Annotated in this window: 7 protein-coding genes and 1 tRNA gene; 1 reads left to right on the top strand and 7 read right to left on the bottom strand. The window is 72.6% G+C overall.

From position 1 onward, the window contains the following. The 7 genes from AB1673_16790 to AB1673_16760 form a co-directional block, all read right to left on the bottom strand. Positions 1–3769, bottom strand: a 3769-nt coding sequence (locus AB1673_16790) for an SBBP repeat-containing protein (protein MEW6155619.1), incomplete at its 3' end; no start/stop codon positions are given. Positions 3770–3827: 58 nt separating this feature from the next. After that, positions 3828–4202, bottom strand: coding sequence for a MerR family transcriptional regulator (locus AB1673_16785; GenBank protein ID MEW6155618.1), 375 nt, complete (start codon positions 4200–4202; stop codon positions 3828–3830). 3 nt (positions 4203–4205) lie between these two features. Further along, positions 4206–5381 carry a molecular chaperone DnaJ gene (gene dnaJ / locus AB1673_16780; protein MEW6155617.1) on the bottom strand — a complete coding sequence of 392 codons (1176 nt, stop codon included), beginning with the start codon at positions 5379–5381 and terminating at the stop codon, positions 4206–4208. A gap of 5 nt (positions 5382–5386) precedes the next feature. Beyond that, positions 5387–6013 (bottom strand): nucleotide exchange factor GrpE, encoded by a 627-nt coding sequence (grpE, locus tag AB1673_16775; protein ID MEW6155616.1) that lies wholly within the window; start codon positions 6011–6013, stop codon positions 5387–5389. 46 nt (positions 6014–6059) lie between these two features. Then, a complete protein-coding gene (dnaK, locus tag AB1673_16770; GenBank protein ID MEW6155615.1) occupies positions 6060–7880 on the bottom strand; it encodes a molecular chaperone DnaK in 1821 nt (606 codons plus the stop codon). 158 nt (positions 7881–8038) lie between these two features. Continuing rightward, positions 8039–9238 (bottom strand): 2,3-bisphosphoglycerate-independent phosphoglycerate mutase, encoded by a 1200-nt coding sequence (locus tag AB1673_16765; GenBank protein MEW6155614.1) that lies wholly within the window; start codon positions 9236–9238, stop codon positions 8039–8041. 147 nt (positions 9239–9385) lie between these two features. Continuing rightward, positions 9386–9874: a winged helix-turn-helix domain-containing protein gene (locus tag AB1673_16760; protein ID MEW6155613.1), complete on the bottom strand. Its 489-nt coding sequence runs from the start codon at positions 9872–9874 to the stop codon at positions 9386–9388. 101 nt (positions 9875–9975) lie between these two features. Here AB1673_16760 and AB1673_16755 point away from each other — a divergent pair. Then, positions 9976–10046 (top strand) — tRNA-Gly (locus AB1673_16755). Positions 10047–10219 lie beyond the last annotated feature (173 nt).

Genomic DNA, 10219 nt, shown 5'->3' with positions numbered 1-10219 from the left:
TGGGCGGGGTGGCGGCTGTGGGTGCGGCCGGGGTGGAGGGTGCGGGTGCGGCCGGGGTGGAGGGTGCGGGTGCGGCCGTTCCCGGGGCTGGGGCGGGTACGGCGGAGCCGGACGCGGGGGCCGGCGGGGCTGCGGACGGGCCGGGTGAAGGTGCGGGGCCCGGAGTGGGCTTTGCGACGGTGCCAGGTGCAACTGGGGCAGGGCCCGGGCCCGACGGAGTGGCGGACGTTGGGTGGGGGGCAGGTGGCTGTTGGGCCGGCGGTGTCCCGGGCGGTGGCGACGTCTGGGCGGGCGGCGGCGGGGAGGAGGGCGTAACGGCGACCGAGCCGGGCGTGGGGGACGAGGCGGGTGCCGGGGGCGGGCTCGGCGGAGCCGTGCCCGGTCCGACCGGCGGAGCCGGGCTCACGGCCTGGGCGGGGGTCACGGCCTGGGCGGGGGTCACGGACTGGGCCGAGCCGGAAATCGCCGAGGGCCTGCCCTGAGCCCCGCTCGGGGCGCCGGGCGGGGGGACCGGCCCGGGAGGGCCGGCCGCGCCCTGGACCGTGGACGGGAGTCCGGCGGTGCCAGGCCCGGGAGGCGGGCCAGAAGCCGCGGCGGATCGTGACGAACCGTCAGGGCCCGGGTGGGCCGGAGGCTGAGGACCAGCGGTACCCATGCCGGGGCCAGCGGGCGCGGCCCCAGCCGGCGATCGCTCGCCGGGTGTGGAGGAGGGGGCCGGTGTCCCCGAGGCGGCAACCGGGACCGCCGACGGAGCTGTCCGTCCGGGCAGTGGCGCGGGCGGCAGTACAGGCGCGGGTGCGGGGACCGGCGGCGGTGGCACGGGTGCGGGGACCGGCGGCGGTGGCACGGCCGCCGGCACCGGTGACCTGGGCGCGCCCCCGGCCGAGGTGCCACCACCGGACGGCCCTAGTGCGACCTGGGCCGTGGCCTCGTCCGGCTGTCCCTCGGCAGCCGGTGCGACGGGCGCAGCCGGCTCGCCACCACCCGCGGGTTGCGGCCCGCCGGCCCCCGGGGCGGGCTTCAGGACCAACGGGCTCGGGTCAGCCTGGGTGCCGGCTAGCTCCAGGAGGCCCTCGCCTGACCACTGGGCCACGAGCTCGGTCGGGTCCTGGTCCTCGACCAGCGGCCCCCACACGTCGAGAGGATCGAGCCCGCCGGCCGCAGACCGGCGTGGACCGGCCCCCGCGGGCTGCGGCCCGGCTTCGGCCTCGCTCTCGGGGCCCCACAGGTCGGGGGCCGCCATGCGCGGGCCCGACGTCACGGTCGTTGCCGGGGGGCGGCGGCCCGGCGGGCGCGGCCCGGCAGGCCCGGGATGCCCAGGCTCCCCGGGAGGGCGAGGACCGCCCCACCGGGCCGCCGGGTCGGCCTTGGTCGGCAGCTGGGGGACGCGGCGCAACGAGGGCGGTCCGGAACCCGGCGAGTACTGGGCTCCGGGCACCCCAGCGACCCCGGCCCCGCGCACCCCGGCGCCCGCGCCCGCACCCGCACCTGCGCCCGCGGGCTGGGGACGGCTGCCGGGGCCGGGCCGGCGGCGCAACCACAGCGTCTGGAGGCCGGCCACCAGGAATAGTCCGCCGGTGACCGTGACCAACGTCCTGATACGGCGGTCGCGGGCCGACAGGCCGGGCGCGGAAGCGGCCGCCACCTCGTCGACACGGACACGGGTGATGAACGCGTCGCCCACGCCGCCACCGCGACCAGGCTGGAACGGCCGGACGATCGGGAAGTCGGGCGAGTTCGTGTAGCCCACGACTACCGGGTTGCCACCGGGGTCGAGGGCGATGCTGGCCGCCTGGTCGTCGTCGCGCCCTCCCAGGTACGAGGACGAGACGAACGCCGACCCGTCGGCCGCCACCTCGGTCACGAAGGCGTCGACGAACCCGCCGCCCCGCACCTCCTGGAAGGCGTCGCGCACCGGGAAGTCCGAACTGGCGGTAGCCCCGGTCACGTGGGCCTTGCCGGCCGCGTCCACGGCGATGGCCTCGGCCCCGTCCGACCCGCTCCCGCCCAGATAGGTCGAGTACACCAGGCCCGACCCGTCGGGGCGGACCTTGGTCACGAAAGCGTCGAAGTCGGTGTTCTTGCGGTCCTGGGCCGCGGAGACGACCGGGAAGTTGGCCGACCCGGTATTGCCGGTCACATAGGCCGCGCCCTGGGCGTCGACGGCGATCCCCGTCCCCTTGTCCGAGTCGGCTCCGCCCAGGTAGCTGGAGTACACGAACCCCGACCCGTCGGCGTTGATCTTGCTCACGAACGCGTCGGCGAAGCTGGCTCCCCCGCCCGCCCCGGTCCCGCCCAGAGCGGGCTGGAAGGGCCGTTCGGTGGGGAAGTTGGGTGAGCGGGTGTCGCCCGTCACGTACACGTTGCCGTCGCCGTCGAGAGCCACGTCGATGGCATGGTCGTCGCCCGAGCCCCCGAGGTAGGACGACCACGCCAGGCCGGCGCCGCCGGGCTGGAACTTGGTGACAAAGCCGTCGACGTCGTCGGGCCGGCTCAGTGCCCCCTGGAACGGCCGCTCCCTGGGGAAGTTGCCCGAACCGGTCGCACCCACGACTACGACCGCGCCGCTGGCGTCGACGGCGATGCCGCTGCCGCTGTCCGCTCCCGTGCCGCCCAGGTAGGTGGAGAAGTCGAGGGCCGTCCCTGCGGCGTTGATCTTGGTCACGAACACGTCGCTGGCGCCCCCGTTGGCGGCCTGCACCGGGTTGACCGTCGGGAAGTCGTTCGACTCGGTATAGCCGGTGACGTAGACACCGCCGTCAGGGGCCAGAGCGAGGGCAAAGGCGGCGTCACGGCCCCTACCCCCCAGGTAGGTCGACCACAGGACGGTCCCCCCGTCGGCTTGCACCTTGGTCACGAACACGTCCGTGCGGGTGCCCTCGAACTGGGGGGAAGGCTGGAGCGGGTTGACCGTCGGGAAGTCGCCCGACTCCGTGTAGCCCGTCACGTAGATGCTGCCGTCGCCGTCGACGGCCACCGCGTAGGCCGTGTCCGTGCTGGTGCCGCCCAGGTAGGACGAGCTCTCCAACACCGGGTCGATCACCAGGGGGCGGGAACGGTCGTAGGCGCCGATGGCGAACCCCCACCGGCCGTCACCGCGGTCCTCGTAGCGCCCGGGCACCGGCCGCCGCTCGCCGGCCACGTCCTGGTAGATCTCGGGGGCACGCAGGCGGACCTCCCCCAGCATCAGGTCACCCCCGGCTGCGAGGTGAGCCGTGGTCCCGTGCGCCGCGAACGTGATCACCCCGGGGTCGGTGCCCGGCGCGACCACGAAGTCGTGCTCGACCAGGCGGCCCCGCCCGTAGAAGGAGATGTCCACCCCGGGGTAGGCCTGCACGTAGGTCACACCCGAATAGGTCGGGGCCCCGGGATGCCACAGCCCGGGATCGGCGCCCGTGAACCGGGACACCCGGGCGGGCAGAGGTCCGGCCCCGACGACCGAGACGTCGGGCCGGGCGCCCTCGAAGGTCAGGCCCACGCCTGCGGGCGACACGACCATTCCCGAGGCGGTCAGCAGCACCTGCTGGCCGGGAACCCGGGTGGCGAAACGCACCGCCGGGTCGAACTGGCCGACGTTCTCCTCGAAGGCCAGCGGCAACCGCTCGAGCACGGCGGCCGCGCCGCCGAAGGGCAGAGACCCCCCGCCCCTACCCCCATCGCGGTCGGCCACCGCCCCCACGCCTAGGGCCGCAGCCGTCAGGCCGGCCAACACCGCCATGGCCGACGCCATGGCGGCGGCACTGCGTCTGGGAAGCGCGCGGGACGGCATGATCTGGCTGGTGCGCCGCCCGTCCGTCGGGACCGGAGGGGTGCGCGACCCCAAGAGGTTAGCGGCGCCGGCCGTAGGGGACCGGGGCCTGCTGGACCGGGACGAGGTCGCGCCGGTACTGGCGGTGGATGCGCTCGATGGCCTCCCGGGCCTCCTTCTTGGTCTGGACCACCTGGGCCCGGAGGCGCCGGACCTCGTCCTCCAGCTCCATGACGGCCTTCACGCCGGCCAGGTTGAGACCGGCCTCGGTGAGCTCGGAGATCCGCCGCAGGCGTTCTATGTCACGCTGGCTGTACCGTCGGCTGCCGCCTCCGGTGCGAGCGGGGTCGAGCAGGCCCCGCCGTTCGTAGATCCGAAGCGTCTGGGGGTGGACACCCGCCAGCTCGGCCGCCACCGAGATCACGTAGACACCGCGCTCACGCTCGTTGGCCATCGATCACACCCCCAGGTGGGCACGAGGTGACTCACCGGACGCGGCCGCCAGGGCTTCGATGGCCTCCCGCTCAGCCGACGACAGCCGGGTGGGTACGGACACCTCCACAGTGGCCAGCAGGTCGCCCACCCCCTTGGCGGTCGCCACCCCCCGCCCTCGTACCCGGAAGGTACGCCCTGAGCGGGTCCCGGGCGGGACCTTGAGGGTGACCGGCTCGGACAACGTCGGAACCGCGATGTCGGCCCCTAGAACGGCTTCGGCAAACGTGACCGGCACGGTGATCGTGAGGTCACGGCCCTTGCGCCCGAACAGGGGGTGGGGGGCTACTCGCACGACCACGTTCAGGTCACCGGGAGGACCACCGTTCCGCCCCGCGCTGCCGCCGCCCTTGCGGCGGACCTTCTGGCCGTCGTCGACCCCGGCCGGCACCCGGACCTTCACCTGCCGGGGGCGTACCTCGACACCGCGGCCGCCGCACTTGGGGCAGGGCGTTTCGACGATCATGCCCCGCCCGGCACAGCGTGGGCAGGTCCGGCTGAACGAGAACAGCCCCTGGTTGTCGTCGGTCACCCCCCGGCCGGAGCAGGTCGAGCACACGATGGGCGCCGTCCCGGGCGCCGACCCGGCCCCGTGGCACACCTGGCACACGGCCTCGCTGGTCACGTTCACGGTCGTGGTGACGCCGTTGACGGCCTCCTCGAAGGACAGGTGGAGCTCGGCTTCGAGGTCGGCGCCCCGCCGGGGGCCGGCACCTGATCCCGCCGTGCCGCCGAACGGCCCGGGGCCACCGGTCGCCTCCGGCCCGGCCCGGCCGCGACCGAAAAGCCCTCCCAGGAGGTCGCCGAGGTCGTCGCTCGTGAACGTGAACGAACCCCCTCCTCCGGCACCTCCCGGTCCGCCCGCGCCCCCGGCCCCTCCCGGGCCACCGCGGCCGCCGAACATGCCTCCGAGGGGGCCGAGCTTGCGGAACTCGTCGTACTCCTTGCGCTTGCCCGAGTCCGACAGCACCTCGTAAGCGGCCGTGATCTCCTTGAACCTCTCCTCGCTGCCCGGGTTGGCATCAGGGTGGTGTTGCTTGGCCAGCTTGCGGTACGCCCGGCGGACCTGGTCCTCGGTGGCCGTTTCGGGGACGCCCAGAGCCTTGTAGAAGTCCTTTTCCAGCCAGTCCTGCTGGGCCATGGGCCTCAGCCTCGGACGCGCACCATGGCGGGCCGCAGGACGCGGCCCTTCCAGCGGTAGCCGGGACGCAGGACCTCGGCCACGACCGGCCCGCCGTCGCCGTCCTCGTGGGCCACGGCGTCGGACTCGGCCGGGTCGAAGGGCTGGCCCACCGGGTCGATCCGCTCGAGGCCCTGCTTCTCCAGCAGTACGAGCATGCTGGCCCGAGCCTGCTCGAAACCCGTCCCATGGGAGATGGCGGCATCGAAGTTGTCGAGGGCGGGCAGGAGCTGCTCGACGAGCCCCTCGGCGGCCCGCTCGGCCTGCTCGGTCTGCTGGCGCACCATGCGCTTGCGGTAGTTCTCGAACTCCGCCCGCGTCCGCTGGTACTGGTCGCGGAAGTCGTCCCGCTCCTTCTCGTACCGCTTGAGCAGCACCCTTTCGGCCGCTCGGAGGGGCTTGTCGTCGTCCCCGCCAACCGCGCCGTCACCCGCCGGGCCGTCGGCTCCCGGGCTGTCGGCTTCCCGGCTGTCGCCCGCGGGGCTATCGGCGGCCGGGACCTCGGCGGCCGCTTCGTCCTCCGACGGGGCGGCACCGGTCTCCCCCTCAGCGGGGGGGGCCTCGTCCCGGCGGACTTCCTCAGGGTCAGGCACGGGGCCCGAGTGCCCGGCCTCGTGGGCCGTGCTCTCGGGTGCCCCGCTACCCATCGACGATCTCGGCGTCCACAACATCGTCGTCGGAGGGGCCACCGAAACCACCGCCGGGCGCTCCGCCGTCACCATCGCCGGTGTTCTCGTACAGCTTCTGGGCGAACGCCTGGGTGGCGTACATCAGGTTCTCGTGGGCGGAACGGATGGCGCCGACGTCACTGCCCCGCAGGGCCTCCTTGGTCGACGCCAGGGCCGACTCGATCTTCGACTTCTCGTCGGGCCCGATCTTGTCGGCGTAGTCCCGCAGCATCTTGTCGGTCTGGTAGACGAGGGTGTCGGCCTGGTTGCGGGTCTCGGCCTCGTCGCGACGCCGCCGGTCCTCCTCGGCATGGGTCTCGGCGTCACGGACCATGCGCTGGATCTCGTCCTTGTTGAGCGAGGACTGGCCGGTGATCGTCATCGACTGTTCCTTGCCCGTCCCCCGGTCCTTGGCCGACACGTGCACGATGCCGTTGGCGTCGATGTCGAAGGTGACCTCGATCTGGGGGACACCTCGGGGTGCGGGCGGCAACCCGACGAGCTGGAACTTGCCCAGCGTCTTGTTGAACATGGCCATGTCGCGCTCGCCCTGGAGCACGTGGATCTCGACCGAGGGCTGCAGGTCCTCGGCCGTGGTGAACACCTCGGTGCGCCGGGTGGGGATGGTGGTGTTGCGCTCGATGAGCTTGGTGGCGATGCCCCCCCGGGTCTCGATGCCGAGCGAGAGGGGCGTCACGTCGAGCAGCAGGACGTCTTTGACCTCGCCCTTGAGCACACCCGCCTGGATGGCCGCGCCGACGGCCACCACCTCGTCGGGGTTGACGCCCTTGTGGGGCTCCTTGCCCGTCATCGACTGCACCAGCTCCTGCACAGCCGGCATACGGGTCGAACCGCCGACCATGATGACGTGGGCGATGCTGTTCTTGTTCATGCCCGCGTCTTTGAGGGCCTGCTCGAACGGCCCCTTGCACGCCTGCACCAGGTCTTCGGTCAGCTCCTGGAACTTCGCCCGGGTGAGCTTGTAGTCGAGGTGGAGCGGCCCGCTCTGGGTGGCAGTCACGAAGGGCAGGTTGATCTGGGTCTCGGCCACGGCCGACAGCTCGATCTTGGCCTTCTCGGCCGCTTCCTTCAGGCGCTGGAGGGCCATCTTGTCCTGGCCGAGGTCGACGCCGTGCTCGCCCTTGAACTGCTTGACGAGCCAGTCGATGACCCGCTGGTCCCAGTCGTCGCCGCCCAGGCTCGTGTTCCCACTGGTGGACTTGACCTCGAACACACCCTCGCCGATCTCGAGGATCGAGACGTCGAAGGTGCCGCCACCCAGGTCGAAGACGAGGATCGTCTGCTCCTGGTTCTCCTTGTCGAGGCCGTAGGCCAGGGCGGCGGCCGTGGGCTCGTTGATGATGCGCAGCACCTCGAGGCCGGCGATGGCCCCCGCCTCCTTGGTGGCGGTGCGCTGGGCGTCGTCGAAGTAGGCGGGGACGGTGATGACCGCCTGGGTCACGCTCTCACCCAGGAACGCCTCGGCATCGCGCTTGAGCTTTTGGAGGATGCGGGCCGAGATCTCCTGGGGCCGGTACTTCTTGTCGTCGATCCCGATCGTCCAGCTCGTCCCCATGTGGCGCTTCACCGAACGGATCGTCCGGTCGGGGTTGGTGATGGACTGGCGTTTGGCGACCTCACCGACGAGCACCTCGCCGGTCTTCGAGAAACCGACCACCGACGGCGTCGTGCGTCCCCCCTCGGCGTTGGGGATGACGGCGGGCTCGCCGGCCTCGAGGACGGCGACGACGGAGTTGGTGGTGCCGAGGTCGATCCCGACGGCCTTGGGCATGGGCGTACTCCTCCCGGTCAGCGGGCCAGATGGGCCCAACTGTCAGAACAACTATAGAAACTTGAGTGCACCACTATCAAGGTGCCCTAGCGCGAGAGTATTCCCTCCTGCGGGGAATGCAAGCCGCCCCCCTGATCAGGCAGAGAACGGTGCGGCCGTCAGGCGCCGTACTTGGCCAGGCGCCCGGCGCAGGCCAGCAGCACGGGCATGAGCTCGACCGTCCGGCGGTGGCCGAGACCGCCCCCCCGGCACCACCGTTCACCGAACCGGTCGGCCTGGTCGCGCCCGACCCGGGGGCTCCAGACCAGGGCGGGCACCGGGTGCCAGGAGTGGGCCGCCATCTGGCTGGGGGTGGAGTGGTCGCCGGTCACGGCCAACACGTCCGGTCCAAGGGCGGCGATGGCTGCCATGGCGGCGTCGATGTCCTCGATGGCGGCCACCTTGGCCTCGAAGTTGCCGTCCTCACCCGCGGAGTCGGCCGGCTTGTGGTGGAAGAAGAAGTAGTCGTGGTCGTCCCAGTGGGCGGCCATCTGGGCGACCTGCTCGTCGAGGCCCGAGGGGCGGGGCAGGACGTGCATCCCCACCAGCTTGGCGATCCCCCGGTACATGGGATAGACCGCCACCGCCGCCGGGTTGAGCTTGAACCGCTCCTGCATCGTCGGCAGCACTCGATGGGTGTCGAAGCCGCGCAGGAGCAGGGCGTTGGCCCGAGCCTCGCCGGCCAGCAGCTCGCGCACCTGGCGTGACAGCTCGGCCACGAGGGCGGCCGTGCGGGCGGCCGCGGGCGTGAGCGCGATCGGGGCGTTGGGGGCGACGCCCACCTTCTGGGGGTCGGTGTCGGTGACCGCGGGATCGAGGCCGTCACCCCGCAGCACGACCAGCACCCGGTGCTGGGCCTCGTGGGCCAGTTCGATCTCGACCCCGTCGAGGTCGAGCCGCTCGGACAGGAGCCGCACGACCTTGGCCGCCTCCTCGTCGCCTATCCGCCCGGCCCGCCGGTCGACGACCACCCCTCGGTCGTCGACGGTCGCCAGGTTGCCCCGGGCCGCCACGTCGCCCGCCCGGACCTCGACTTCGAGGCCGGCGGCCGACAACGCTCCCCGGCCCAGCTCGTAGGTCAGGGGGTCGTAGCCGAACAGGGCCAGGTGGCCCGGACCTGAGCCGGGCGTGATGCCCGGGCCGACCGGGTCGAGCAGGCCGACCGCCCCCTCGGACGCCAACCGGTCGAGATTGGGGGTTCTCGCCTCCTCGAGCTCGGTGCCGCGCTGGGCGTCGGCGTAACCGCCGAGGCCGTCGATGACGACGAGCACGATGCGGCTCGGCGCGGGCTGGGCCAGATCGGAGATCTCAACAGACATAGCCCTCCAGCGTAGGTGCCAACGCCTTGGCCGCCGACCGCCGGGGGACGCGGGAAGTACACGGGGCGGAAGGCCGGTGGAGGCTGGGGTTCACACCGACCTTCCGTTCCCGTGCGTCGGGAACGATAGCGATTCGCGCGCCTGCCGTCACGTAGAGGTCTCGAGCAGATAGCCGCGAGACCGCACTGTGCGGATGGCGAGGCCCAACGGTTCCAACCGTCGTCGAAGCCGCAGCACGTGTACGTCCAGCGCGTTGCGCCCGTTGGCCCCGTCCGGCCAGCCCGAATGGGCCAGTGCCTCGCGGCTCACGACCGCTCCGTAGCGGCTCAGGAGAAGTTCGGTGAGGCGGGCCTCCAGGGGCGGCAGCGAAACCCACCGGTTGCGGTAGCGCAGCACGCCGTCGGCGTCGATCCCCGGTGCGTCGTGGTGATGGGCCGCCCGACGGACGGCGAGGGCGTGGACCCTGGCCCTCACCTCCTCCTCGCTGGCCGGGACCCGGATCCAGTCCTCCAGGCAGTCCAGGACCGGCGGGGGCGTCGAGCCGTCGGCCACCAGCAACAGTCGCGGCCCCCCGGCAAGGCTCAGCCGCTGCCTCCGCCCCGACTCGTCCGGCCATCTCAGGAGCGCGACCTCCACGGCCGGCAACATAGGGGCCCAACGTGAATGGCCTGTTTCGCCCAGGTGAACGCCGCGCCATCGATCCCACCGGACCGCCTGTACTAACCTGGCAACCGCTCGCGGGCGTAGTTCAGAGGCAGAATGTCAGCTTCCCAAGCTGAAGACGCGAGTTCGATTCTCGTCGCCCGCTCCGAGTAAAGGCCCAGGTCAGAGGGCATGTCAGCCTCCCGAGACCAACCTGGCCCTGCACCCCGGGCGGGTGTCGGGCGAGCGGGTCCGGGCCGCCGTGTGGGGCGACCAGGAGGTGACCGACCAGAGCTTCACCCAGGCGATGTCCCGCCTGCGCCGCCACCTGGGCAGCGA

The organism is Actinomycetota bacterium, from assembly GCA_040754375.1.
In the GTDB taxonomy this organism is placed as follows: Bacteria; Actinomycetota; Acidimicrobiia; order Acidimicrobiales; family AC-14; genus JBFMCT01.
The sequence above is the reverse complement of the archived record's forward strand: the minus strand, read 5'-3'. Positions and strand labels throughout refer to the sequence as shown.